The organism is Pseudomonas sp. MYb193, assembly GCF_002966775.1.
Lineage (GTDB): Bacteria > Pseudomonadota > Gammaproteobacteria > Pseudomonadales > Pseudomonadaceae > Aquipseudomonas > Aquipseudomonas paracarnis.
The window spans coordinates 3,827,615-3,852,858 of sequence record NZ_CP023269.1 but is presented as its reverse complement, the minus strand read 5'-3'; the positions used below and the strand labels follow the sequence as shown (position 1 = coordinate 3,852,858).

The 25,244-nt window shown below is 61.8% G+C and carries 21 protein-coding genes; 13 read left to right on the top strand and 8 right to left on the bottom strand.

The window, feature by feature from the left end:
- Positions 1 to 19 precede the first annotated feature (19 nt).
- The 3 genes from CLM72_RS17405 to CLM72_RS17395 form a co-directional block, all read right to left on the bottom strand.
- The gene (locus CLM72_RS17405; protein ID WP_105227264.1) at positions 20 to 1,537 is read right to left on the bottom strand and encodes a glycosyltransferase family 39 protein; all 1,518 of its coding nucleotides are present in this window, start codon (positions 1,535 to 1,537) and stop codon (positions 20 to 22) included.
- 28 nt (positions 1,538 to 1,565) lie between these two features.
- Positions 1,566 to 3,221, bottom strand: a complete 1,656-nt coding sequence (arnT, locus tag CLM72_RS17400) for a lipid IV(A) 4-amino-4-deoxy-L-arabinosyltransferase (RefSeq protein WP_105227263.1) — start codon at positions 3,219 to 3,221, stop codon at positions 1,566 to 1,568.
- 181 nt (positions 3,222 to 3,402) lie between these two features.
- Complete coding sequence (locus tag CLM72_RS17395; RefSeq protein ID WP_105227262.1) at positions 3,403 to 4,083, bottom strand: histidine phosphatase family protein; 681 nt, start codon at positions 4,081 to 4,083, stop codon at positions 3,403 to 3,405.
- 274 nt (positions 4,084 to 4,357) lie between these two features.
- On the opposite strand from CLM72_RS17395, the gene CLM72_RS17390 reads away from it, so the two are divergent.
- The 7 genes from CLM72_RS17390 (at position 4,358) to CLM72_RS17360 (ending at position 12,131) form a co-directional block, all read left to right on the top strand.
- Positions 4,358 to 5,026, top strand: a complete 669-nt coding sequence (locus tag CLM72_RS17390; RefSeq protein WP_020301318.1) for an ABC transporter ATP-binding protein — start codon at positions 4,358 to 4,360, stop codon at positions 5,024 to 5,026.
- Position 5,027: 1 nt separating this feature from the next.
- Positions 5,028 to 7,490 (top strand): FtsX-like permease family protein, encoded by a 2,463-nt coding sequence (locus CLM72_RS17385; protein ID WP_105227261.1) that lies wholly within the window; start codon positions 5,028 to 5,030, stop codon positions 7,488 to 7,490.
- Complete coding sequence (locus CLM72_RS17380; RefSeq protein WP_105227260.1) at positions 7,480 to 8,544, top strand: lipocalin-like domain-containing protein; 1,065 nt, start codon at positions 7,480 to 7,482, stop codon at positions 8,542 to 8,544. The genes CLM72_RS17385 and CLM72_RS17380 overlap by 11 nt, the downstream gene beginning before the upstream one ends.
- 140 nt (positions 8,545 to 8,684) lie before the next feature.
- Positions 8,685 to 9,677, top strand: coding sequence for a hypothetical protein (locus CLM72_RS17375; protein ID WP_105229159.1), 993 nt, complete (start codon positions 8,685 to 8,687; stop codon positions 9,675 to 9,677).
- Positions 9,678 to 9,679: 2 nt separating this feature from the next.
- Positions 9,680 to 10,060, top strand: a complete 381-nt coding sequence (locus CLM72_RS17370; protein WP_034128173.1) for a hypothetical protein — start codon at positions 9,680 to 9,682, stop codon at positions 10,058 to 10,060.
- Between the two features lie 126 nt (positions 10,061 to 10,186).
- Positions 10,187 to 10,543 (top strand): hypothetical protein, encoded by a 357-nt coding sequence (locus tag CLM72_RS17365; protein WP_105229158.1) that lies wholly within the window; start codon positions 10,187 to 10,189, stop codon positions 10,541 to 10,543.
- 151 nt (positions 10,544 to 10,694) lie between these two features.
- On the top strand, positions 10,695 to 12,131 hold the full coding sequence (locus tag CLM72_RS17360) for a hypothetical protein (protein WP_105227259.1): 1,437 nt from the start codon (positions 10,695 to 10,697) through the stop codon (positions 12,129 to 12,131).
- Positions 12,132 to 12,196: 65 nt separating this feature from the next.
- On the opposite strand, the gene CLM72_RS17355 is transcribed toward CLM72_RS17360, so the two are convergent.
- On the bottom strand, positions 12,197 to 12,868 hold the full coding sequence (locus CLM72_RS17355; RefSeq protein WP_105227258.1) for a sterol desaturase family protein: 672 nt from the start codon (positions 12,866 to 12,868) through the stop codon (positions 12,197 to 12,199).
- Between the two features lie 294 nt (positions 12,869 to 13,162).
- Between CLM72_RS17355 and CLM72_RS17350 the strand changes: the two genes are divergently transcribed.
- From CLM72_RS17350 to CLM72_RS17325, 6 genes are all read left to right on the top strand, one after another.
- Positions 13,163 to 14,086, top strand: coding sequence for a substrate-binding domain-containing protein (locus CLM72_RS17350; RefSeq protein WP_014719049.1), 924 nt, complete (start codon positions 13,163 to 13,165; stop codon positions 14,084 to 14,086).
- 63 nt (positions 14,087 to 14,149) lie between these two features.
- Positions 14,150 to 15,658 carry a sugar ABC transporter ATP-binding protein gene (locus tag CLM72_RS17345; RefSeq protein ID WP_105227257.1) on the top strand — a complete coding sequence of 503 codons (1,509 nt, stop codon included), beginning with the start codon at positions 14,150 to 14,152 and terminating at the stop codon, positions 15,656 to 15,658.
- Positions 15,624 to 16,616 carry an ABC transporter permease gene (locus tag CLM72_RS17340; RefSeq protein WP_105227256.1) on the top strand — a complete coding sequence of 331 codons (993 nt, stop codon included), beginning with the start codon at positions 15,624 to 15,626 and terminating at the stop codon, positions 16,614 to 16,616. The genes CLM72_RS17345 and CLM72_RS17340 overlap by 35 nt, the downstream gene beginning before the upstream one ends.
- A 25-nt stretch (positions 16,617 to 16,641) precedes the next feature.
- Positions 16,642 to 17,721: an alcohol dehydrogenase catalytic domain-containing protein gene (locus CLM72_RS17335; protein WP_034128169.1), complete on the top strand. Its 1,080-nt coding sequence runs from the start codon at positions 16,642 to 16,644 to the stop codon at positions 17,719 to 17,721.
- A 2-nt stretch (positions 17,722 to 17,723) separates the two neighbouring features.
- Positions 17,724 to 19,256, top strand: coding sequence for an FGGY-family carbohydrate kinase (locus tag CLM72_RS17330; RefSeq protein ID WP_105227255.1), 1,533 nt, complete (start codon positions 17,724 to 17,726; stop codon positions 19,254 to 19,256).
- A 41-nt stretch (positions 19,257 to 19,297) separates the two neighbouring features.
- Positions 19,298 to 20,023, top strand: coding sequence for an SDR family oxidoreductase (locus CLM72_RS17325; RefSeq protein ID WP_105227254.1), 726 nt, complete (start codon positions 19,298 to 19,300; stop codon positions 20,021 to 20,023).
- On the opposite strand, the gene CLM72_RS17320 is transcribed toward CLM72_RS17325, so the two are convergent.
- The 4 genes from CLM72_RS17320 to CLM72_RS17295 all read right to left on the bottom strand — a co-directional run bounded on the left by CLM72_RS17320 (position 20,020) and on the right by CLM72_RS17295 (position 25,238).
- Positions 20,020 to 21,024, bottom strand: coding sequence for a LacI family DNA-binding transcriptional regulator (locus CLM72_RS17320; RefSeq protein ID WP_054897430.1), 1,005 nt, complete (start codon positions 21,022 to 21,024; stop codon positions 20,020 to 20,022). The two genes, CLM72_RS17325 and CLM72_RS17320, sit on opposite strands and share 4 nt — an antisense overlap.
- 58 nt (positions 21,025 to 21,082) lie before the next feature.
- Entirely contained in the window at positions 21,083 to 21,946 is an 864-nt protein-coding gene (locus tag CLM72_RS17315) for a LysR family transcriptional regulator (protein ID WP_073526797.1), read from the bottom strand.
- A 623-nt stretch (positions 21,947 to 22,569) separates the two neighbouring features.
- Entirely contained in the window at positions 22,570 to 23,973 is a 1,404-nt protein-coding gene (locus tag CLM72_RS17300) for an amidase (protein ID WP_105227252.1), read from the bottom strand.
- Positions 23,970 to 25,238 carry a Zn-dependent hydrolase gene (locus CLM72_RS17295; protein ID WP_105227251.1) on the bottom strand — a complete coding sequence of 423 codons (1,269 nt, stop codon included), beginning with the start codon at positions 25,236 to 25,238 and terminating at the stop codon, positions 23,970 to 23,972. Before CLM72_RS17295 ends, CLM72_RS17300 begins: the two co-directional genes overlap by 4 nt.
- Positions 25,239 to 25,244: the final 6 nt, after the last annotated feature.

Here is a 25,244-nt window from a genome sequence, read left to right as displayed (position 1 = left end):
GCCAGCAAGCAACAGTATCTCAGCGTATCCCCGGAACAAACGCCACACTCCCTCCCTCCCGCGCCTTGAACAACCGCTCCCCATTATCCGGTTGCGTCGTCACCACTTGATGATCCACCCCCAGGAACGCCAACGGCGCGGGCTCGTCCTTGGAATACTGCGCGACGATTATCGTACGTTGCGGATCAAACCCCTGGCCGCTGGTTTTCTCCAGCCAGGCCATGAACGCGGCGCTGTCGCCCTGGCGCGGGAAGTCCTGGCTTTCGCTGACGTAGTAGAAAGGTTTGCCGTGGTTTTGCAGGTACATGGGCAGTTTGTTGTCGACCTCTACCAGCACCAGTTGCCATTGGTTCCAGGGTGCGCTTTTTTCTGCCTGGGCTTGCAGGTCGGCGGCGAAGCGGGTGACGCCGCCGTTGCCGTTGGTCCAGGGGTAGATCACGCCCAGCACCAGCAAGAGCAGGCCTGCGCTGAGGCCAAAGCCTGTTTGCCAGCGCGGCCAGCTCGAAGGTTTTTTGTGCAGGCGTTCACTCAGCCACCAGGCGGCGAGCAGTTGGGCGAAGGGCACCAGCGGCAACACGTAGTAGCTGCGGCGGCTGCCGCTGGCGGTGAAGAATACAAACAACAGGCCCAGGCCCCACACCAGCCAGCGTACGTTGGGCGGCGCCTTGCGCCAGTTGCGCACGGCCAGCCACAGGCCAAGTATCCAGCAGGGTGCCCAGGGTAGGGTGTAGACCGGCAGGTAGATCAGGTAGGTGTAGATCGGCCCCATATGGTCGAAGGGGTTGAAGAAGCGCACCACGTTTTCGCGGAACACCAGCTCCAGGCCGCTCTCGCCGTAAGTAGGGGCACCGTAGCGGTGGGACAGTACAAAGGGAATCGCGTACACGATGCCTGCGATGAGCAGGGCCAGCACCAGGCGCAGGTTGAGGTGGCGTTTGTAGCGGTGTTCGCTGAGCAAGTGTGGCAACAGCACCAGGCCCGGCAGCACCACACCGATCAAACCCTTGAACAGTGAGGTGGCGGCCAGCAACAGGAAAAACACCGTGTAGCGCCCCAGCCGCGTGTCGTCCGGCCCACGCCAATACCACCACACCGCTGCCAGTACGCCACACACGGTGAGGACATCGGCGGTGGCCACGCGGGCCCAGAACAGGAAGTAAAAGGTGGTGGCAAGCATCCACCCGGCGATCAGCCCGGTGCCTTTGCGAAACAGGCGTTCACCGATCAGGTACACCAGCCAGATGCTCAACCACGCGGCAATCACCGATGACAGGCGCAGCGACCACGGGCCGAGGCCGCCGAGCAGATGGGCAAACCCGGTGATCAGCCAGTAGGAGGGCAGGGGTTTGTCGTAATACGGCGTGCCTTTGAGGTATGGGTCGAAATAGTCACCGCTTTGCAGCATCTGCAAGGCGATATTCGCCCAGCGCGTTTCCGGCCCCCACAGGTCGCGGCTGCCTAGGCCCAGCAAGAGCAGCAAGGCCGAGGTGCCCAGCAGTAACACCAGGGCGCCGCGTTCGGTTTTCCAGAAACTCATGGGATGTTCCCCGTGGCAGGCGCTGCATTCAAGGTTGTTGGGGGTAAATCGTCAGTACCAGGTTGCCCTTGCGATAGCGTTTGCCGCCGGGGGGCAACTGCCCTTCTTCGCGGTGTTCGCTGGTGCTCTTGACCTGCATCAGCACGCCGACCGACCCGTGTTGGCGGGCCTCGGCCAACCAGGCCTGGACACTGTCCGGCGTGACCTTGCGCTGTGCCGCGTCTTCGTAGTTCAAGCCATAGCGCAGCTCGCCCTGGGTGTTATAAAACGCCACATCGGGCCGGCGCAGGCGCCAGGTCAAGGCCGATGCCAGGCCCAGGTCATTGCTCAGCAAAGCACGGGTAGGTTGCAGTTCGTCCAGATGTTCCAGCACGAACTGGTCGGGCATCTCGTTATCTTCGATCAGGGCCGGCATGCCCGCCGGCAGCAGTGCCACCAGCAAACCAATGCCCAGGGCGGGCATCGCCCACAACGTCAGCGGGCGCACCGCTTGCAGCAGGTTGGCGAGGATCCAGCCCAGCAGCACGATAAACGTCAGGGACAGGTTGAACATCTCCGCATGGCTATTGCCGTACAGCGGGCGGGTGATTTGCAGGTAGATCAGCGCCACCATGGCTGTCATGCCAAGCACGAAATTGAGCGCGCCGTTGATGACTAGGGTGCGGGCCTTGCCTTGCTTGATCAGGTCGATCAAACCGTGGCCCATCAACAAGGCCAGGGGCAACAGGCACGGCATGATGTAGGTCGGCAATTTGCCTTTGCTCAGGCTGAAAAAGCCCAGGGGCAGCAACAGCCACAGGGCAAGAAAGGCAATCGCCGGTTGGCGCTTTTCCTGCCAGGTTTTTAGCAGGGTGCCGGGTAGCAAGGCGGCCCACGGCAGGCACGCCACCACCATGATTGGCAGGAAGAACCACATCGGCCGCGCATGCTGTGCGTTGTCGGCGGCAAAGCGGCGGATGTGCTCATGCCAAAAAAAGAAATGCCAGTAATCTGGTTCGCGCAGGTGGATCGCCAGGGCCCATGGCAGGCATACCAGCACGGCAACCAGTACCGCCAGCGGCCCGTAGCGCATCAACTCACCGACGCGACGCTGCCAGACCAGGTAGGGCACGGCGATCAAGACCGGCAACAGCCAGGCCAGGAACCCCTTGGTCATGAACCCCATGGCGCAGGCCACGCCCAACATTGCCCAGGCACCCAGGCGTTCCCATGGCGTGCGGCAGTCCAGGGCAAACCACAACGCCACCAGGCTCAGGTTCACCCACAGAGTGAATTGCGGGTCGAGGTTGGCATACCCGGCTTGCCCGGCCACCAGGCCAAAACTCAGGTAGAGCAGGGCGCAGGCAAAGCTCTTGCGCGGCTCGTTCCACACGCGACGGGCGAGCAGGTAGGCCAGCACCACACTCAGGCCCGTACTCAGCACTGAGGCGATGCGCACGCCGAACAGGTTTTCACCGAACACCGCCTGGCCGAGGGCGATGAGCCAATAGCCGGCGGCGGGCTTCTCGAAATAACGCACGCCCATGAAGTGCGGCGCCACCCAGTTACCGCTCATCAGCATTTCCTGGCTGACCTGGGCGTAGCGGGTTTCGTCCGGCGTCCATAAACCGTGAAAGCCCAGGGGCAACAGGAAGAACACGGCAACGCCCAGCAATAGCCAGGACACAGGGTTTATGCGGGGCATGCGCACATCGCTCCATAACGTTCAAGTACGGGCAATGGCGGTATTAACTTAATAGGGCGAAGCATCGTAAGGGTCACTAAGTTGTTGTTGGAGAGCATAACTAACAGGCGCGGCTAAACATGCCAGAGTGGGGCTGTCGTTTTGCTGAACGTCTCAAGGCTTAATATGTAAACAAGTGTAATTAAAGTTGTTTAAGTGCGGCGGTCCACTCTTCGCTGTTCATGGTGCCCATGGCCTTGAAGGTGCCGTTGGGTAGTACCTTGACGAAAAGTGCGCTGCCGTACTCTGCAGCGACTGCGTGAGGGAAGCCCAGGCTGGTCTGGAAATCGCTCATGCAGGCGCTGTGGGTGATCAGCATCAGGTTGCGTCCCGGCTGCTTGTGGCCGAGGATTTCATCGCCCATGGCGTCGCCGCAGATGGCCAGCGGGCCGGGGGACAGCTCGGTCTTGCCGAACATGAACAGTGACGTCTGGGCGGTTCGCGTGGTGGGGCTGCTGAGCACGTCGGTCAGAGCCATGCCCAATGAATCAAAGGCTTTGCCCAGTTCGGTGGCGCGTTGAGTTCCGTTGATTGTCAGGCCATCGGCGGGCCCGAAGCAGGGGTTGGCTGAGCGGTCGCAGCGCTCTTCATGGCGCACCAATATCACCAGCTCACCCTCGCGCCAACTGGCGAGCACCCCGGAGGTGACCAGGCGATTGCCCACGCTCAGGTCCGGCGGCGAGCTGGGCCAGAATAAAAAGCCCGCCAACAACAAGGCAGTAACGCTGATGCCAAGCAGGTGCAGGCGGTATTTTCTCAGGCGTTTTAACCTTGATCTTTTGGGTTGGGGGTTGGCCAGGATCATGTCTGCCACGCTGTTCATCCTCGGCACTGTTAATGGTGTTTATAAAAAGGCGGCACAACTGGGCAGTTGCCCTTGGTGAGGCAGGAGACTGTCACAACTCCGCTGTCTTTTTGCTGAACACTTGCATGTCAGGAGTGTCACTTGGATTAACTAATAAGTTGTGAGTCACTACGAGTTGGCGGGCACTTTAAAGTTCGGCGGATGGGCAGACGGTGAAATCCATGTGAAAAATTTGCGTAGGCACGAGCGTCAGCCGTTATTCTCATTGCTGGTCCTTCAGATGAGCGTTCTTATGTTGCAGGTGCAAGGTGTTGTTAAAAACTACGCGACCCCGCAAGGCCCGCTGACCGTCCTGGCCGGCGTCGACCTGCACCTGGGTGAGCGCAGCAGCCTGGCGTTGATGGGCGAATCGGGCAGCGGCAAAAGCACCTTGCTGCACCTGGTGGCCGGGTTGGACCGAGTGGACGCCGGCAGCATCCGCATCGGCGAGCAGCGCCTTGACCAACTCAACGAAGGGCAACTGGCCCATTGGCGCCGCACGCAAATCGGCCTGGTCTTCCAGCAGTTCAACCTGATCGGCAGCTTGCGCGTGGAAGACAACCTGGCGTTCCAGGCGCGGCTGGCGGGGCGTTTCGACCCGCACTGGCAAGCGCAATTGGTCGAGCGCCTGGGGCTGGGCGACTTGCTCCGGCGTTACCCCGAGCAACTCTCCGGTGGCCAGCAGCAACGGGTTGCCGTCGGGCGGGCGCTGGCCTCGCGACCGGGTTTGTTGCTGGCCGACGAACCCACCGGCAACCTCGACGAAGCCACCAGCGATGAAGTGCTGCAACTGCTGTTGGACCTGCTGCGGGACAGCCCCACCAGCCTGCTGATGGTCACCCACAGCCCGCGCCTGGCCGCACGGCTTGACCGGCAAGTGGTGCTGCACCGTGGGCGTGTCGTGCCGATGGACGCTCGCTGAGATGGCGCTGTTTTACTGGACGCTGCGCGCGTTGCTGAGCCACTGGCGGCGTCATCCGGTGCAATTTTTCAGCGTGCTCACCGGCCTGTGGCTGGCCACCGCGCTACTGACTGGCGTGCAGGCCCTCAACAGCCAGGCGCGGGATAGCTACGCACGTGCCAGCCAATTGATCGGGGGCGAACCCCAAGCCAGCCTGGTTGCGCCGGACGCCGCCAGTTTCCCCCAGGCACTGTTTGCCGAGCTGCGCCGCGCCGGCTGGCCGGTATCCCCGGTGGTGCAGGGGCGAGTGGTGCTCCAGGGGCGTGACCAACAGCGTCTGCAACTGATGGGCATCGACCCGGTGTCGTTGCCCGGCAGCGGCAGCGTGGCGGGGCAACGCTTGAGCCAGGCGCAGATGCTGGCGTTTTTCGAGCCGCCGGGGCGTACCTGGGTCGCTGCGCAAACGTTAGAGGCGCTGGGGTTGCAGGCGGGCGAGCAGCCGCTGACGTCCACCGGGCAACGCCTGCCACCGTTGCAGGTACAGGCCGATATGGCGCCCGGCCTGCTGCTGACCGATATCGGCTTTGCCCAACCCCTGCTCAACATGCCTGGGCGCCTGTCGCGCCTACTGTTGGACAACACCTTCGCCGCCCACCACCCCACGCCACCCGCCGCGCTGCAACTCAAGCAGGGCGAGGACAGCAACCTGTCACGCCTCACCGAAAGCTTTCACCTGAACCTGGATGCGGTGGGTTTTTTATCCTTTGTGGTGGGGCTGTTTATCGTGCATGCGGCCATCGGCCTGGCCCTGGAACAGCGCCGCGGCCTGCTGCGAACCTTGCGCGCCTGTGGGGTCAGCGCACGCATGTTGATCCTGAGCCTGGGCGTCGAATTGGGCGCTTTGGCGGTGTTGAGCGGTGTGCTCGGTATCGCCAGCGGCTACCTGCTGGCCAGCCTGTTGCTGCCGGATGTCGCCGCCAGTTTGCGCGGCCTGTACGGCGCCGAAGTCGCCGGCCAATTGAACTTGAGCCCCTGGTGGTGGCTGGCCGGCCTGGGCGTGAGCCTGCTCGGTGCGTTGCTTGCCGGAGCCGGCAGCCTGTGGCGCGCAGCGCGTTTGCCGTTACTGGCGCTGGCCAACGCCCAAGCCTGGCATCAAGCCCATGGGCGCTGGCTGCGGCGCCAGGGGTGGGTGGCGTCCGCGGCCCTGGCGATCGCGCTGTTGGCGCTGTGGCTGGGCGATAGCCTGGCCGCCGGGTTTGTGCTGATGGCGGCCTTGCTGTTGGGCGCGGCGTTGGCATTACCGGTGCTGCTCAACGGGTTATTGAAAGCGGTGCTGGGGCGTAGTCGCTCGGTACTGGGCCAGTGGTTCCTGGCCGATTGCCGCCAGCAACTGCCGGCCTTGAGCCTGGCGCTGATGGCGTTGCTGTTGGCCCTGGCGGCGAATATCGGCGCCGGCTCCATGACCTCGGGCTTTCGCCAGACCTTCACCCATTGGCTGGAGCAACGCCTCACCGCCGAGCTGTACCTCAACCCGCAAAATCCGCAGCAGGCCGAGCAACTGAAGACGTGGTTGACCCGTCAGCCCCTGGTGCAGGCCGTACTGCCCGCCTGGCAGGTGGCGGTGCAGCTGCAAGGCTGGCCCGCGGAGGTGTTCGGCGTGGTCGACAACCCCACTTATCGTCAACACTGGCCGCTGCTGGAGGCGGTGGACGCGCCCTGGGACCGTTTGCTGCAAGACGACAGCCTGATGCTCAGCGAACAACTGGCGCGACGCCTGAAGGTGCAACTGGGCGATACGGTGTCCATCCCCACCCCGCAGGGCACCTGGGCGCCGAAGATCGTCGGCATTTATGCCGACTACGGCAACCCCAAGGGCCATCTGCTGGTCAATGCCCGGCACCTGTTGGCGCATTGGCCGACGCTCTCACCGGCACGCTTCAACCTGCGGGTAGCGCCCGCCGACGTGCCGTCGCTGATACGTGAAGTGCAGCGTGAGTTCGCCCTGGAAGACAGCCGCATCGTCGACCAACAGCAACTCAAGGGGTGGTCCAGCCAGGTCTTCGAACGCACCTTCGCTGCCACCGCCGCGTTGAACAGCCTGACCCTTGGCGTCGCGGGCGTGGCGTTGTTCATCAGCCTGCTGACCCAGAGCCAAAGCCGACTCGGCCAACTCGCGCCGTTGTGGGCGCTGGGCGTGACGCGCCGACAATTGATGCTGCTCAACCTCGGCCAGACCTGGCTGCTGGCGGTACTCACGTTGATCCTGGCGTTGCCGCTGGGGCTGTTGCTGGCGTGGTGCCTGGATGCGGTGATCAACGTGCAGGCCTTCGGCTGGCGCCTGCCGCTGCAGGTATTCCCCGGGCAGCTTGCGCAATTGCTGGGGCTGGCGATGCTTGCCACCTTGCTCGCGTCGGCCTGGCCCTTATGGCAGTTGTACCGCAGCCGTCCGGCGGATTTGTTGAGGACGTTCGCCCATGAAGATTAAGGCATTGGCGTGCATTGCCTGGTTACTGCTGAGCGGCTGCGACCAAGCGCCCGCACCCGAGGACAGTTTCGCCGGGCTGGGCAGCGATGCGGCGGACTTTGCCCAGGTAGTGCCCGGCAAAGTCTTCAGTTTTCCCGAGGACCACGGGCCCCACGACGGCTTTCGTATCGAATGGTGGTACGTCACGGCCAACCTCAAGGATGCCCAGGGCAATGTCTTCGGCGTGCAATGGACGCTGTTTCGCAACGCATTGAAGGCCGGCCCCGTCCAACCGGGCTGGCGCGATTCAACCGTGTGGCTCGGCCACGCCGCCGTCACCTCCGCCACCCGCCACTACGCCGCCGAACGCCTGGCCCGGGGTGGCGTGGGGCAAGCCGGGGCCCAGGCAGAGCCGTTCAACGCCTGGATCGACGACTGGAACTTCGCCAGCCGCCCCGGCGCCGCCAGCCCCCTGGCCGACATGCAACTCAAGGCCAGTGGCGCGCAATTTGCCTACGACCTGCACCTGACCTCCAGCCGCCCGCTGGTGCTGCAAGGCGACCATGGCTACAGCCGCAAATCCGACCAGGGCCAGGCGTCGTACTACTACAGCCAGCCGTTTTTCACCGCCAGCGGCAGCGTCAGCCTCGACGGCCACACCTACCAGGTCAGCGGCCCAGCGTGGCTCGACCGCGAATGGAGCAGCCAACCCCTTGCCGCCAGCCAGACCGGCTGGGACTGGTTCTCCTTGCACCTGGACCGCGGCGCGCAACTGATGCTGTTTCGCGTGCGGCAGAAAGACGGCGCCGGTTACCTCACCGGCACCTGGATCGACGCCCAGGGCCACACCGAGACCTTGCACAACCGCGACATCCAGCTCACACCGCTGACTACCACGGCCATCGACGGGCGCAGTATTCCCACACGCTGGTCGCTGAAAATTCCCGGCAAACAGCTGGACATCACCACCGAGGCCGTCAACCCGAAGGCGTGGATGGACTTGGGTATTCCGTACTGGGAAGGGCCGGTGCGGTTTGAGGGTGGGGTGGGTTATTTGGAGATGACGGGGTATTAGGGGCGCTTTCTGTAGGCGTTCATCTTTTGCTGTGTAGGCAACTTCCCAAACGTAATTTTTGACCCCCGCCTGCTTGTGTCCGGGCTGTGGGTGCTTACTTATATTTCGATGCCATCTTTCTCGGTATCGGAATCCAGGACATGGCGTACGGCTACATCAATCAACAGGCTACATCCTACTCATTTTTGAAATCACAGCTATGGCACGCAGGGTTGTTGCAGGGCCCAGATCATTTTGATGTGCTGAATAAACACCTGCGCCAAGGAATGGTGAGGCCGGGTGAGTTGGTGATTGTTCCAGAAACGTCCAGTGCCCATTGCTCAATCGAAGAAGCCTGGTTGATGCGCCATGCTGAAGAGATTAGTCGCCAACTGGACCAGAATGTGCCGCTCGATAGAGCAAGAAACACAAATTACGACTTGGCGCAGAGCATTCTGGGGTATGGGTCGATAGGCATCGGCAGCGCAACGTCGGCTTGGAGCCGGCACCTGCAGGCGGTTGCACAGACTTTGGAGGAAATCGAGCAGTTGCATCGGCAATTGAAGGACGGTGGTTTGGACAAAGAGTTGTTTATACGACAGCGTCAAAGGATGTTTGGCGTTTTGGATATGCAACTGCAAGGGGCTGCGCGATTTGGTTCTGGATTGCGTGGCAATCAACCGCTTAAGGAGGCGCTTGGGATCTCGACCAAAAGCTATCTGCATCAAGGCGAAATTGTGGGGTATGCGCAACGGGTTCAGACGATTACGCAGATGTCGAGATGGTTAAAGCAAGGAACATATCTGGGGTTGGCGTTGGATGTAGGCGTGGCGGGTTTGGAAATCAAGGAGGCGTGTGTGGTGGGAAGGGAGGCGCAGTGTCGGCGGGCGAAGTATGTGGAGACGGGGAGGTTGCTGGGTGGAGTATTTGGGGCTGCTGTTTTGGGCAAGCGTGGAGCAACTATTGCTCGCAGTGCATGCCGGATTGCATTGGGTGTTTCACTGAAAGGCAACGGTGAACTGGCTTGTGGAATTATCGGAGGGGCTGTGGGTGGGGCGGCGGGAGGCGCTTTTTTTGGTGAGTTTGGTGGGTTTTTGGGGGGAAGAATATTGGCAGTCGACGGCGATCTGATATTCCAACCCGAGGGCACATAACGATGTCCCTTTTTCTTGTGTATAGCATTGTGATGTTCGCTTGGGTGTTTGTCGTCTTCGTACTGATAGTGTTTGCTGAATACGCAAAGTTGGATGAACTGGAAAGTTACTTCAGTGAGAACGAGAAGGTTCTTAGACATAAGCGTTTCAGGGAAGGATATGATCCGATCGATAGATATCATCGAATGAGCCTGATGATCGACATCCTGTCAGGGCCGAAAGCTTTTCTGAAGGCAGGCCTTGTGACCGAAGCCGAGCTGGCGTCTGTCCCCTTGACGCTTAAGCGCTGGGCCTTGTGGCCGTATCGCCTCGCGGATGTTTGTATCATCGAAATGATTGTGTGGGAAGTATGGCGCAGATGGTGCGATATCCCAATTCCATAGAACTAGGCCTCACTCGCGAAAACACCTCATGAGTTGGCAATTGGTAGACGTGCGCGAACCTGCAGGCGGTCATTACGGGGCGTTATAGATCAAGAGTGATTCGATTTTCCCACCTGGGGCATGACAATGTCGTTTTTTCTCGCTTACACCCTGGTGATGGTGGTTGGAGCGTTCGTCATTTTGGGATTAATGCTCTTTGTCGAACGAACAAAACTCGAGGCGTTGGAAGGTTACTTCATTGAAAACGTGCAGGTGCGTAAATATCAGCAACGCTGGGGACGAAACCAGCGACTCGTCAGGTTTCATCGCATGTGTCTCATGATTGATATCCTCCGCGCGCCAGAACGCTCCGTGAAAGAAGGTTACATGACCGAGGCAGAGCTAGCCGTCATTCCGCCAGCGCTCAAGCGTTGGGCTGTATGGCCCTATCGGCTCGCGATAATGTGGGCGATCAGTTGGGGCTATTGGTGCACCTGGCTTTAGAGGTGCTCTCGCTTCTTGAGCCTGAATTCCAGGCTCACATTTTTTAGAAAAGTGCTGTACATGCATACAGTCTTATCCTACAGTCCATCCCAGGTGACCGGATGTCACCGGTTACCTGAGCTTCAATTTTTTAACTATGGATGGATAAAAAATGAAATCGAAAATAGCCTTTATGCTAGGCGCGGCCATGATGGCCTCCTGCTTCGTTTCGGCCTTTGCCCTGGCTGATCAAGCGCCTGCGAAACTCAGTGCCGAAGCGGTCAAGCAGGCCGTGAACAAAGCGCTCAAGTCCGGCGGCAAGCTGGACGCCTCGAAGGTTTCGACCGAACTCAAGAAAAAACTGCTGGTGGCCAAGTCTGGTCAGTCCAAGGCCGTGACCCGATCCCTCAAGTCCGAGCCGTTCGACAGCGTGGTGAGTGAGTTGAAAAAGCCGGCGCAAGGCGCGTTGAAAGGTGCGGCTATCGCGGCGTTTGAACCGCTGTTTCCAACCCTGGATATCAACACGCTTTACACCGTCGATGCGGTGCAGGCCGGTAACGAGTTTGCCTACCACTTCAACCTGCCGCAGAACGCACGAGTGCAGGTGCAACTGGTCAACCAGAGTGCAGGCGCGGATATGTCGCTGACCCTGTTTCAGGATGACGGCCAGGGCAACCTGAGTGTGGTCGGTTCGTCGGATGCTGCAGGCAATGCCGATGAATACCTCAACGGTGTGCTGCCGGCCGGCGACTACTACTGGTACATGGTGGCCAAGGTCGCCGATAACGCGCAGTTCAGTTTCGGCGTGGCGGTGGACAGCAACATCGACGCGTTCGAGCCCAACGACAGCGCGCAAACCGCGTTCGTATTGCCCGATTCGATGAACAAGGTCAGCGGCAATCTCGACAGCGCCAACGATGTCGATTACTTCGACTTCACGGCGGTCCGTGGCCAAAGCGTGAGCATGTACCTGGCGGGCGACGAGAACGGCAGCCGAAACCAGTGGATCTTCGACCGCTTTGATGGCGCCAACTGGGTCACCGTGCCGGCCGGTTCTACCTCGACCTACCCGAGCGTCGCGCCGGGCACCACGGTGAAGGTGCGTGTACGGGCCAACCCGGCGGTGGCGCAGGACCCGAGCAAGTATTACCAACTGAGCCTGGGTTCCACACCGCGCTTGAACACCAGCAGTGTCAAAGGTGACAACATCGTGCGGGTGACGGAAGTGTGGCTGGCCACGCAAACCGCTCGGCTGTTGAACTGGTCGACCCAATGGTCGGACTCCACCGGCGCGCCGTTGCTGGGGGTCACGCCGGTATTGCGCGTCGATAACCACTTCGTCGACTTGAACTACCGTTGGGTTGACTACAAAGCGACTACCAACAGCGCGGGTGTATCAGAGGCCACGGCTAATATCGGTACTTGCTTCGGTGACTACACAACGGTGATAAACGACAGCAGCACCGGTGTGCCGTACAAGTGGCGTACCACCTACAACGAGGGTGGCTGGCGTATTGAGCTGGCCGAGTTCCCGGGTGTGGGCGTTGGCGGTGAGAACGTGCAATACGTCAGCCTGGGGCATATCTGCACTCAGGACATCATCCACTGATAGCGTGATGTGAAGTAGAAGGGGCGGCCTCTAGAGGCCGCCCCTTTTTTGTGGCTTTTTCCTGATCATTTCTGGCTATCGGGAGGACGCGGCTCCCAATACAAAGTGCCAAACAGATAGTCCATCAACGGCAGCACGATGTTGAAATTACGCCCCTGCATCAGCTCACGGCGGTGGTGCAAGGCATGCAGGCGGTGCATCTGGCGAATCCATGGCAGGCGTGCCACCGGGTGTTCGGCAGGCAGGTGTTCGCAGGCATGGAACACTTCGTAGAGCAGGTAGCCAAGGATCATGCAGCCTGCAAACAACCCGGCAACGTTGGGGCTCAGTTGGCTGAGCAGCCACCAGGCGGGAAGGGTGATGGCCAGGCTGTGCAGCATGATCAGCCAGGCTGGAAAGAGGATGACGCGCCAGTCCCGAGGGCTGTCGTAGGTCATGTGGCCGGGGGTGAAGAAGCTGTGGTGATCGCCGGTGTGGCGTGCGTAGAACAGCCGGGCGAATGCATGTTTGTGATGGCCCAGGTGGCGGTGCACGAGGTAGATGCACAGGTTGAAGAACAGCAGGGTCAGGGGCACGGTCAGCCACTGCAGGGCGGTGATATCGGCGGTGGAGGACCAGGCCAGCGTGATGCACGCGATGCCGTAGCCAAGCACGAATGCGGCGTGCAGCCAGGGGTTGTAACGCGGGTTGACGCTTGCGCGGTAACGGTCGCGGAAAGTCTCGGTCGGGTGGGGCATGGCCGGCTGCTCGCTGTGTTTTTATTTGAGGCTGAGCTTAGTTGGCGTAAGCGGATGTGCGAGTTTTTACTGACCACCTCATCCCCCTGTGGGAGCTGGCTTGCCTGCGATGGCGGTGTATCAGGGCCAGATAAGTAGACTGACACTGCGCCATCGCAGGCAAGCCAACTCCCACATTTTTGCCCGAGACCGACCAGTGGAGGCTTGCACAGGTCTGAATTACTTGTTAGTTTCTGGCAAAATGTTAACGATAACATTTGCTCTAAAAATAAAAACAAAACAGAGACCCACGCCATGAAAATGCTCCCCAAAACCCTGTGTTTACTGGCTGCCAGCATCACCCTGGGCAGCGCGACCCCCGCTTTTGCCGACGCTGCCAAGCCCATCCGCATCGGCGCCTCGTTCCAGGAAATCAACAACCCCTATTTCGTCACCATGAAAAACGCCCTGGAAGAAGCCGGCGCGACCATCGGTGCCAAGTTGATCATCACCGACGCCCGCCACGACGTGTCCAAGCAGGTCAGTGATGTCGAAGACATGCTGCAAAAGGGCATCGACATCCTGCTGATCAACCCCACTGATTCGGTCGGCGTGCAATCGGCCGTCAAGTCGGCCCATGCTGCCGGTGTCGTAGTGGTGGCGGTGGATGCCCAGGCAGATGGCCCGTTGGATTCATTCGTGGGGTCGAAGAACTTCGACGCCGGTTTCCAGGCCTGTGAGTACCTGGCTAAAACCATCGGTGACAAAGGCAATATCGCCATCCTTGACGGCATCGCCGTGGTGCCGATCCTCGAACGTGTGCGCGGCTGCAAAGAGGCGGTGGCCAAGCACCCGGACATCAAGATCGTCAGCATCCAGAACGGCAAACAGGAACGCGATCAGGCCCTGACCGTCACCGAAAACATGTTGCAGGCCCAGCCCACCCTCAAGGGCATTTTCAGCGTGAATGACAATGGCTCCCTCGGCGCGCTGTCGGCCATCGAAGCCAGCGGCATGGACGTGAAGCTGGTCAGCGTCGACGGTGCGCCGGAAGCGATCAAGGCGATCCAGAAACCCGGCAGCCATTTCATCGCCACCTCGGCCCAATACCCCCGCGACCAGATCCGCCTAGCCCTGGGCATCGCCCTGGCCAAGAAGTGGGGCGCCCAAGTACCGGCCAGCGTGCCGGTGGACATCACCCTGATCGACCAGGCCAAGGCCAAGGACTTCAGCTGGTAAACCCAACAGGCCCCGCGTAGTTCGTGGGGCCCAGGTCTTCCTTCTGAGTGCGAGGTCGGCGGTATGAGCAGTCTTCTGAAGCTGGAAAACATCTGTAAGCGTTACCCGGGGGTGCAGGCCCTCAAGGCCATCAACCTGCAAGTGGAGCGCGGCGAAATCCACGCCTTGCTCGGGGAAAATGGCGCGGGCAAATCCACCCTGATGAAGATTCTGGGCGGTGTCGAGCATCAGGACGAAGGGCAGATCCTTATCGACGGGCAGGCCCGAAAATTTGCGACCTATCGGGATGCGATTGCCGCCGGGATTGGCATTGTGTTCCAGGAGTTCAGCCTGATTCCCTACCTCACGGCGGTAGAAAATATCTTCCTCGGCCATGAACTGAGCAACCGCTTCGGCCTGTTGCGCAAGCGCGAAATGGCCGAGGCCGCGCAGGCGTTGTTCGAGCGCCTCGGGGTCAGCATCGATCTGCACTGCGCGGTCAAGCACCTGAGCGTGGCCGAGCAGCAGTTTGTCGAAATCGCCAAGGCCCTGGCTTTGGACGCACGCCTGCTGGTGCTCGATGAGCCGACCGCGACGCTGACTCCCAGTGAGGCCGAGTTGCTGTTCGGCATCATGCGCGAACTCAAGCGCCAGGGCGTGGCGGTGATTTTTATCTCGCACCATCTGGAAGAGATTTTCCAGATCTGCGACCGCATCAGCGTGCTGCGCGACGGCGGCAATGCAGGCGTCACCGAGGTGGCCGACAGCGACATCGACCACCTGGTCGAGATGATGGTCGGCCGTCGCCTGGAGTGCAGCTTTCCGCCTAAACCCACTACCGCACGCGGTCCGTTGCTGCTGGAGGTCAAGGACATCCAGCTGGTGCGCAACGGCCCCCATAACCGTTTCAATGTGCACAAGGGCGAGATCCTGGGCTTCGCCGGTCTGGTGGGCTCGGGCCGCACTGAACTGGCCCTGGGCATGATGGGCGCGCTGCCCACGGTGAGCAAAGACGTGTGGCTGCGCGGAGAAAAAGTCAGCCTCGATGACCCGGCCCAAGCCCTGGCCTGCGGCATCGGCCTGCTCCCCGAAAGCCGCAAGAGCGAAGGGCTGATCACCGCCTTCAGCATTCGCGAAAATATCTCGCTGAACAATTTGCCCAAGTATCAGCACGCCTCGGGCCTGATCGACAAGGCCCGCGAGTGCGCCAGCGTCGAAGCGCTGATGCGCCAGCTGTCGATCAAGGCACCCAGTGGCGAAAGCCTTGTGGTGAACCTCAGCGGCGGCAACCAGCAAAAAGTCGTGATCGCCCGCTGGATCAACCACCACTGCGACGTGCTGGTGTTCGACGAACCCACACGCGGCATCGACGTGGGTGCCAAGGCGCAGATCTACGCGTTGATGCGCAGCCTCACCGAACAGGGCTACGCGATCATCATGATTTCCTCCGAGCTGCCCGAAGTCATCGGCATGTGCGACCGCGTCGCCGTGTTCCACAAGGGCGCCATCGTCAAGGTACTGGAAGCGTCCGCCGTCAATCCTCAAGAGGTCATGCGCCATGCAACAGGGGGCTCAAGTGAATACGTCCATTAACACCGCCGGCAACGGCCGCTTGCGCCTGAACCTGGCGCGGCTGCTGCGTTCGCCGGCGTTTTATCCCTTTGTCGGGCTGGTGGTGGTGACCCTGGTGATGATCCTCGCCAGTGACACCTTCCTCACTGCCAGCAATCTCTCCAACATCGCCCGCCAGGTGTCGATCAACGCGATCATCGCAGTGGGCATGACCTGCGTGATTCTCACCGGTGGCATCGACTTGTCGGTGGGGCCGGTGATGGCGTTGTCCGGCACCTTGACCGCCGGGCTGATGGTCGCCGGGTTGCCGCCGGGCCTGGCGATTGGCGCCGGGCTGCTGGTGGGCGTGGCCTTCGGCATCGGCAACGGGCTGTTCGTGGCGTACCTGCATATGCCGCCGATCATCGTCACCCTGGCGACCATGGGCATCGCCCGCGGGTTCGGGCTGATGTACACCGACGGCTACCCGATTTCCGGCTTGCCAGAGTGGTTCGCGTTCTTCGGTCGCGCCAGTGTGTTTGGCCTGCAGGTGCCGATCCTGATCATGCTGATCACCTACCTGGCGGCCTATGTGCTGCTGCAACACACCCGCATCGGCCGCTACATCTACGCCATTGGCGGTAATGAAGAAGCGGTGCGCTTGTCCGGGGTGCGAGCGGCGCGTTTCAAGCTGCTGGTGTATGGCATCAGCGGCTTCACCGCCGCGATTGCCGGGCTGGTGCTCACCTCGCGCTTGATGAGCGGCCAGCCGAATGCCGGCGTGTCGTTCGAGCTGGATGCGATTGCCGCCGTGGTACTGGGTGGTGCGTCGATTGCCGGCGGCCGCGGCGTGATTATCGGCACCTTGCTCGGCGCCATGCTGCTGGGCGTGTTGAACAACGGTTTGAACATGCTTGGCGTGTCGCCCTACGTCCAGAGCGTGATCAAGGGCGGGATCATCTTGCTGGCGATTTTTATCAGCCGTCAGCGCCATCGTTAATACCTCACCACACAGGACCGAACACATGGACAAGCACACTCACATGCAAGCCGTCGTCTGCCACGGCCCGAAAGACTACCGCCTGGAGCGCATCGGCAAACCCCAGGCGCGTGCCAATGAGCTGGTGATCCGTATCGCCGCCTGCGGCATCTGCGCCAGTGACTGCAAGTGCCACTCGGGCGCGGCGATGTTCTGGGGCGGCGACAACCCCTGGGTCAAGGCACCGGTAGTACCGGGCCACGAATTTTTCGGCTACGTGGTCGAAGCCGGCGAGGGCGCCGAGGAGCACTTTGAGGTCAAGGTCGGTGACAAGGTCATCGCCGAACAGATCGTGCCGTGTGGCAAGTGCCGCTTCTGCAAGTCAGGCAAATACTGGATGTGCGAAGTGCACAACATCTTCGGCTTCCAGCGCGAAGTGGCCGAAGGCGGCATGGCCCAGTACATGCGCATTCCCAAGACCGCCATCGTGCACAAGATCCCTGAGTCGGTGTCCCTGGAAGACTCGGCGCTGGTGGAGCCGATGGCCTGCTCGATCCATACCGTCAACCGTGGCGATATCCAGCTCGACGACGTGGTGGTGATTGCCGGCGCGGGCACCCTGGGCCTGTGCATGGTCCAGGTCGCCGCGCTGAAGACCCCGAAAAAACTGGTGGTGATCGACATGGTCGATGAACGCCTGGAGCTGGCGAAAAAGTTCGGCGCGGATGTGGTGATCAACCCCGCCCGTGACAACGCTCGCGAGATCATCAACGGGCTGACGGACAACTACGGCTGCGACGTCTATATCGAAACCACCGGCGTACCGGCCGGCGTCACCCAGGGCCTGGACCTGATCCGCAAGCTCGGGCGCTTTGTCGAGTTCAGCGTGTTTGGCGCCGAGACCAGCGTGGACTGGTCGATCATCGGCGACCGCAAGGAGCTCGACGTACGCGGCGCGCACCTGGGCCCGTATTGCTACCCCATCGCCATCGACCTGTTCGAGCGTGGCCTGGTCACCTCCCAAGGCATCGTCACCCATGATTTCCCGCTGGACGACTGGGCCGAGGCGTTTGAATTGGCCAACTCGACCAAGTCGATTAAGGTGCTGTTGAAGCCGGTGCTCTGAATATGGACTACGTCATCGGTGTAGACATTGGCACCCAGAGCACCAAGGCGCTGCTGGTGGATGCCCAAGGCACGATCATCGCCCAGCATAGCCAAGGCTACCGGGTGGACACCCCGAAAGTGCGCTGGGCCGAGCAGTGGCCGCAGGTGTGGCTGGATGCTGTCGAAACGTGCGTGGCCCAGTGCATGGCCAAGGCCGGGGTGCCGGCGCCGCAGGTCAAGGCGCTGTGCATCAGCAGTTTGTACGGCGGCTCGGGCATTGCCGTGGATGCGCAGATGACGCCGCTGCACCCGTGCCTGATCTGGATGGACCGGCGCGCCGGCGAGCAGGTGGCCTGGGTGCGTGAGCATGTGGACCTGGAGCGCTTGTTCGCCATCACCGGCAACTCGCTGGACAGCTACTACGGCTTCACCAAGATGCTCTGGCTCAAGCAGCACCAGCCTCAGGTGTGGGCGAATACCCGTTACCTGTTGCCGCCCAACAGCTACATCAATTGGTGCCTGACCGGCGAGTTGGCGGTGGACCACAGCAGCGCCGGGAATATCGGCGGTGTCTACGACGTGGCGGCGCGCAACTGGTCAGGCGAGATGCTGGATGCGCTGGGTATCGCGCAGTCGATGATGCCCGAGCGGTTGCTGTATTCCGGCGAGGTGGTGGGTGGTTTGCTTGCAGACTGGGCCGCACGCCTGGGCTTGCAGGCGGGCACGCCGATCCTCGCTGGGGGCGTGGACGCGGCCATGGCGACCCTGGCGGCGGGTGTCACTCAGCCAGGCAATCATGTGGCGATGATCGGCACCAGCATGTGCTGGGGCTATCTGAACCAGCAGGTGGATGCACGTCACGGTTTGGTGAGCATGCCCCACGTCTACAACGGCCACCGCGACCTGTACATCTTCGGCGGTGCGATCACCGCCGGGGCCTCGGTCAGCTGGTTTCGCGAGCAGTTCTGCCAGGCCGAAGAACAGCAGGCCCAGGCCACGGGGCAAGACAGCCTGGCGCTGCTGGAGCAGAGCGCGATGAAGATTCCGGCAGGCAGCGAAGGCGTGGTGTTTTTGCCTTACTTGATGGGCGAGCGCAGCCCGGTGTGGGATGACCGCGCCAGCGGCAGTTTTGTCGGGCTCAACCTCTACCACAGCCGCTTTCACCTGTACCGCGCGGTGCTGGAGGGCGTGAGTTTTGCCCTGCGCCACAATATCGAAGCGGGCAGCCAGGGCGCGCATTCCCTGGACCCGCGCTTGATTGTGGTGGGCGGGGCGAGCCATTCGGACCTGTGGATGCAGATCATCGCCGACGTCACACGCTACCCGGTGTACACGATCGTGCAGGAGGTAGAAGCAGCCCTGGGCGCGGCGTTGTTGGCGGCGCATACGATGGGGTTGGTGAGTGATGGGCAGATGGACACGGGTTGGGTGCAGTTGCAATTGCGGGCGCAGCCCAAGCGGGAGAATGTCATGACCTATGACCGGGCGTTTGCCGAGTACCTGAAGCTGTATCCGGCCCTGAAACCGGTCATGCACAACCTGCAATCCACCTGATTCAACACAGTGGGTCTTCATTGGCTTTGAGATCTTTATTTATGTCTACCACCTTCGACTTCTCGTACCAGCGCATCCTCGTCACCGGTGCCAGCAGCGGCATCGGTCGCGAAATTGCCCAGCAACTGATCGCCAGCGGCGCCGAAGTCTTCGCTCTCGGTCGCGATGCCCAGGCGTTGGCGGCATTGGGGTGCCGCACCTTGTGCGTGGATATCGCTGACAGCATCGCCCTCGATAAAACCCTGCAAGATTTGCCGCCTCTGCACGGCCTGGTCAACTGCGCCGGTATCTCACGCCTGGAGCCCGCCGCTGCCATCAGCGCCAACGCCTTCGACCAGGTAATGCATGTCAACGCCCGCGCCGCTGCGCAAGTGGCCAGCCGGGTCGCGGCAAAGATGATCGAGGCGAACATGGCCGGCAGCATCGTCAACGTCTCCAGCCAGGCGTCGTTGGTGGCGCTGGACGATCACCTGAGCTACTGCGCCTCCAAGGCTGCACTGGATGCGATCACCCGCGTGCAATGCGCCGAGTGGGGCCGTTTTGGCATACGCGTCAACAGCGTCAACCCCACCGTGACCTTGACGCCGATGGCGGCCATGGCCTGGTCCGACCCGGCCAAGCGCGACCCGGCGCTGGCAGCGATTCCGTTGGGGCGTTTTGCGCAACCGGTGGAAGTGGCGCTGCCGGTGCTGTTTTTGCTTAGCGACGCGGCGAGCATGATCAGTGGCGTGAGCCTGCCTGTGGACGGCGGCTACACCAGCCGCTAGCCGTTTTCCAACTGCCCGGCGATAACCACTTTGTCCCGTGGCTTGTGCGGGTCTTGCAGGCGATCAAGCAGCAGGCGCACCGCACTGCTGCCGGCCAGGGATGCGTCGTGGGCCACGCAGGCAATCGGCACGCCAAAGATATCGGCGAAGGGCAGGCGGTCGATGCCGCAGATGGTCAGGCTGTCATGGGCGATGTTATGCATGCGCAACGCACGCAGGGCGCCCAGGGTGATCAACTGGTTGAAACCCATGATCGCGTCCGGTGCCGAGTGCGCGGCCAGGTAATCGAGGGTATGCAGGTAAGCCGGCATCAGCGTGTAGTCGCCCGCTTGCACCTCGACCTGAATGTCGGGGTGTTCGGCCAGCACTTCCCGCAGGCCCTTGAGGCGTTCCACGCTGATACGCGAGTGCTCGGGGCCGGTCAGCACCAGCAGGCGCTTGAGGTTCGGGGTTTGGCGTAACAGGTAGTGCGCGGCTTGCAGGCCGCTGTGGTAGTTGTCGAGCACCACGCGGCTGAACGGGCTGTCGTGGATCGTGCGATCGAGCAGCACCACTGGGGTCTTGCCGTTGCCCAGGCGCTCCAGGTAATCGGGCTGGTAGCTCGGCTCGTCGGAGACCGGCGACAGGATGATCCCCGCCACGCGATAGCCCAGCAGGGTATCGACCGCCTTGCTTTCCAGTTCTTCCAGCTCATCGGTGTCCACCAGCATGATGGTGTAGCCGTGCTTTTTCGCCTCGCGGGAAATCGCCTTGATCATCTCGCTGTAGAACGGGTTGTCTACCGATGCGGTGATGACCCCGATGATCAGGCTTTCACTGCGCTTGAGCCCGCGGGCGAAGGCGTTGGGCACGTAGTCCAGCTCGCGTGCCACTTCCAGGATGCGCGCCAGGGTGGCGGGTTTGACCAGGTCGGGTTTGCTCAAAGCGCGGGACACCGTAATGGTGGTCATGCCGACCCGTTTGGCGATGTCGCTGATGGTGACGGACTTTTTCTTGTTCATCGGTAAGACTGCGAGAGTAAACACCAGCAGGCTAGCATGCGCGCAGGCGTAGAGTGATTCAAATCAGCGGATCCCAGCGTTGCGACCAGTCGCCTTCGGCCTTCACCACCTCTCGCAGCAGTTCCAAGGCCTGCTGCAACACCGCTGAATCTCGCGCCCGCGAATACACAAGGTAGGTCGGAAAGCTGAATTCCGGCGCCTTGGGCACGCGCTGCATGACGCCGCTGTCCAGGTAGCTCTGCACCACCCGCGTGCGGAAGTAACCAGCCCCGCCATTCTCCAGGATGTACTGCAACGCCAGCGGCCCCAGGTTGAAACTCAACGCAGCACGCGCACGGTCGGGCAGGGCGGCGTCGTGTTGCTGGCGAAAACCCTGGCCCCAGTCGATATACACGTAGGGCGAGGGTTTGCTCGCCAGTTGCACCAGAATCAGTTTTTCTTCCAGCACCTGCTCCACCTGCAAGCCCGGCCAGTATTGCGGCTGGAACACCAAGGCGGCGTCGAGCACACCCAGCTCCAATTGGCGCAGCAGGTATTCGCCTTCACGCACTTCGGTACGCAGCGCGTGCCCCGGTATCTGCTCGCGCAGCGCCTTGGCCCAGCCGAGCATCAACGGGTTGCACAGGCTGACCTCCCCGCCGATATGCAGCACATTGCGATAGCCGTCCGGCAATGGCAGGTCACGGCGGGCGGCTTCCCAGGTTTGCAGCAACTGGTTGGCGTACACCACGAAGGCCTCGCCGTCGGCGGTCAGCCGCGCACCGGCACGGTTGCGCACGAACAGCGTGCAGCCGAGCTGGTTCTCGAGGTTTTTGACACGAGCGGTGATGGCGGTCTGGGTGACGTGCAGTTTCTCGGCCGCCGCGGCCAGGCTGCCGCAGCGGGTGATTTCGAGGAAGGTGCGTGCCAGTTCGATGTCCATGAAGCCCCCGGGGATGAATGGGGGACAGTATAAAGGAATGCGGTCAAACCTGTGGGAGCGGGCTTGCCTGCGATGGCGGCCTTTCAGCCGACGCTTCTCTACCTGACACCCCGCAATCAAACTGTGGGAGCGGGCTTGCTCGCGAAGGCGGCCTGGCAGTCAACACAGTTGGATGGTGTACATATCCATTGCTGCGGTAACGGCCACTTAGGGTTCCGCCCTGACGGCGGCTCACTTTGCAAAAGCGGCAAAGTAAGCAAAACGCTCTTGCCCCACCACTCGGCACCTCGCTTAGGCTCGGTGTGCCCGTAATCCGCCAGTGATTTGGGGGGGCGCCGCCACGCGCCATCCATGGCGCGGGGCGGCTAAACCGGCATCCCTGCCGGTTTACCCCCCAAATCACTGTCGAATTCCGGCCAGCGTGGTTTAACGGGGCGCCTGAGATCAAGATCAAAAGCAGATCAAGAGCAAGATCAAGAGCGGCTCGCTTCGCATCGTGGTTACCGTTGGCTGCTACAACCTACAAAATTGTGTAGAAGCTGCGACGGCGGTGTGTCAGAGGCCAATGTGCTGACTGAACCTGTGCTATCGCAGGCAAGCCAGCTCCCACAGTTGTAGGTATTTCAGGTCGGGATTTTCGGTGTGTGCAAGTGCGCTGTGGGGAATGCTTGTGCATACGCGTGACACACCCTAAGTACCTGCTCATCGGCAAACCGTGCACCCACCACATGCAAGCCCACCGGCAAGCCATTTGCCGCCAACCCACAGGGCACTGACGCCGCCGGTTGCTGGGTGAGGTTGAACGGGTAGGTGAACGGCGTCCATTCCATCCACTCAGTCATTCCCGAACCCGGCGGTACGTTGTGCCCGGCTTCGAACGCGGTGATCGGCATCATCGGTGACACCAACACATCGTAATGCTCATGGAAGGCTGCCATCCGTGCAACCAGCGCCGCCCGGGCTTCCAGGGCTGCGTTGAAATTGTCCAGGCTCAAGCGCTCGCCCCGTTGCGCAATGCGTAGCAGCCCTGGGTCGAGCAGTTGCCTTTGCGCCTCGCTCATCGTGCCGGTCAGGCGAGCGGCACCGGCGGCCCACAAGGTGCTGAAGACATCCAACGGGTCGCTGAAGCCAGGGTCGATCTGCTCGACATGGGCGCCCAGTTGCACCAGGCCCTGCACAGCCTGATCCACTACCTGGGCAACTTGCGGGTCGACTTTCACATAGCCGAACGTGGGGCTATAGGCGACACGCAACCCTTTCAAGTCCGTCCCTGGAACGAGCCAGGGCGTGGTTCGCGGCGCGCCGATCAAGCCGTCCCGTGCATCCGGTCGCGCCACGGCTTGCAGCATCAGCACACTGTCTTGCACGGTGCGCGTCATCGGCCCCAGGTGCGACAGGATCGTCATGGAGCTGGCCGGCCATTGCGGCACATAGCCGAAGGTCGGCTTGATCCCGAAGGTGCCGGTAAACGCACAGGGAATACGGATCGAGCCGCCGGCGTCGCTGCCCTGGTGCAGCACGCCCAGGTTCAACGCCGCCGCCGCAGCGGCGCCCCCGGACGAACCACCGGCGGTGGTGCGCGTGTCCCACGGGTTGCGGGTGATGCCGTACAGCGGGTTGTCGGTCACGCCTTTCCAGCCGAATTCCGGGGTGGTGGTCTTGCCCAGCAGCACCGCGCCGGCCTTGCGCATGAAGGCCGAGAAGGGCGCGTCCACGTCCCACGGGCCCTCGGCACTGGAGGTGCGCGAGCCTTTGCGCGTGGGCATGCCGACTGTCAGCGTGAGGTCCTTGATCGACGCCGGCACGCCATCCAGGGCGCCGCAAGGTTCGCCCTTGAACCAGCGTTGTTCCGACGTCCGCGCAGCGTCCAGAGCGCCTTGCGGGTCGACATGGCAGTAAGCATTCACTGCCGGGTTGTAGCGCTCGATGCGCAGCAACGCGTCTTCGGTGACCTCCACGGGCGACAAGGTCTTGTCGCGAAAGTGCTGCAGCAGTTGCACCGCCGTCAATTGGCCGATCTCACTCATGCTGGAACTCCCTGCGCCGCGTTGACCATGGCGCGCAGCAACACCGCGCAGCCTGCGGCCAGATCATCCGGCGCGGCGTTTTCGATTTCGTTATGGCTGATGCCGCCTTCGCACGGCACAAAGATCATCCCGGCCGGGCCCAGTTCAGCAACGAAGATCGCGTCATGCCCGGCGCCGCTGACAATGTCCATATGGCTCAAGCCCAATGCCTGGGCAGCCTCGCGCACGGCATTGACGCAGGCAGGGTGGAAGTCCAGCGGCGGGAAGTCGGCAGTCGGCGTCAGTTCAAACGTCAAGCCGTGGCGGGCGGCCGCGTCTTCGATCACTGCGCGCACTTCATCGACCATGGCTTGCAGCTTGTCGGCGTGCAGGTGACGCAGGTCGATGGTCATGTGCACCTGGCCGGGGATCACGTTGCGCGAGCCAGGGTGCAGGTTAAGGCAGCCGACGGTGCCGCAGGCGTGAGGCTGATGCTGATGAGCGATACGGTTGACCGCGCTGACCACCTCGGCAGCGCCCACCAGGGCATCCTTGCGCAGGTGCATGGGCGTAGGGCCCGCATGCGCCTCTACGCCGGTGAGGGTCAGGTCGAACCACTTCTGGCCCAGGCAGCCCATCACCACGCCCAGGGTAATCGCCTGGTCCTCCAACACCGGGCCTTGCTCGATATGCGCCTCGAAATAAGCGCCCACCGGATGGCCCAGCACCGCACGCGCACCGGCATAGCCGATGCGCTGCAATTCGCTGCCCACCGACAGGCCTTGATCGTCGAGCTTGTCGAGGGTCTCCTGCAAGTCGAACTTCCCGGCAAATACCCCGGAGCCCATCATGCACGGCGGGAAGCGCGAGCCTTCTTCGTTGGTCCACACCACCACTTCGATGGGGGCCTGGGTTTCGATCTGCAAGTCATTGAGCGTGCGGATCACTTCCAGCCCGGCCATTACCCCGTAGCAACCGTCGAACTTGCCGCCGGTGGGCTGGGTGTCGATGTGGCTGCCGGTCATGACCGGGGGCAGGGTGGGGTTGCGTCCAGGGCGCCGCGCGAAAATATTGCCGATGGCATCCACACTGACGCTGCACCCGGCGGCTTCGCACCACTGCACGAACAGGTCGCGGGCCTGGCGGTCCAGGTCGGTGAGGGCCAGGCGACACACGCCGCCCTTGGCCGTGGCGCCGAGCTGGGCCAGGTCCATCAGTGACTGCCACAAACGGTCGCGGTTGATCAGCGGGGCATCGCTCTGGAGCGGTTGCGCAAGACTATTCATCAGGAA